Annotated in this window: 1 protein-coding gene; it reads right to left on the reverse strand. The window is 46.2% G+C overall.

Annotation, left to right across the window (positions count from 1 at the left end; genetic code table 11):
- A partial coding sequence (locus OQH61_RS09455; protein WP_266027183.1) for a DDE-type integrase/transposase/recombinase occupies positions 1 to 786 on the reverse strand: 786 nt, incomplete at its 3' end.
- Positions 787 to 814 lie beyond the last annotated feature (28 nt).

Here is an 814-nt window from a genome sequence, read left to right on the forward strand (position 1 = left end):
TACCGCCTCGCTCACTTTTGTATTGTAAGCCTCTGCGGGCGTGGCGTTTAAGCGTTCCAAATACGCATTATTCATAAAGGCGTGTGTGTAGGTATCTATCATCTGCCCTAGCTCTTGTAATGTATGGAGATTGGTTTGATTGCTCTTTTGTCCTCGTTTTAATCGCCTTTGAGCGCGAGAGAAGAAAAACTCAATGGCTTGTCTTTGGCTCACACTATGCCCGATATAGCCTTTAATCCACTCCATAAGGTGATTTTGCAAACGCGCAAAGTTGCGCTCCACATAGGGCTTACACCACCCAGCGTATGCCCTCGTTTTGGTATGTGTAATATCAAGGCGCGTAAGCACCTCTTTGGTATATTTACTCACAAATGCGCTGCCATTGTCGCTTTTAATGCACTTTGGCACGCCATAGGTGGTGATATATTTTGCAATGGCGCGGGAGACACCGAGCGCATTTTCAGTATCGCTGATATGGAAGCTACACACGCCGCTATAAGTATCAATGAGTGAAATAAGCACAAATCGCTTCTGCCACTTTTCCACATCAGCCACTTCAAGCCCTAGATTCCGCGCAATCTCACTCACATCAATCACCGCATCAATGCTTGTCGCATCAATTTCTACGATTTGATTAATAGAATCCACCGCCCAATTACTTTGCCCAAGTGCAGGGAGGAAGTTCCCCACCGCCGCATCTTCCCCACGATAGATGATTTTTGCTTCAATGGGGTGGGCTTTGAGGTAGGCTTTGACATATCGCTCTAGCACACAATAGCTTATCACTTCACTTCTCTTAGCCAAGAAATCTGCC

It is taken from the genome of Helicobacter sp. MIT 21-1697, from assembly GCF_026241255.1.
Taxonomy (GTDB): Bacteria; Campylobacterota; Campylobacteria; order Campylobacterales; family Helicobacteraceae; genus Helicobacter_C.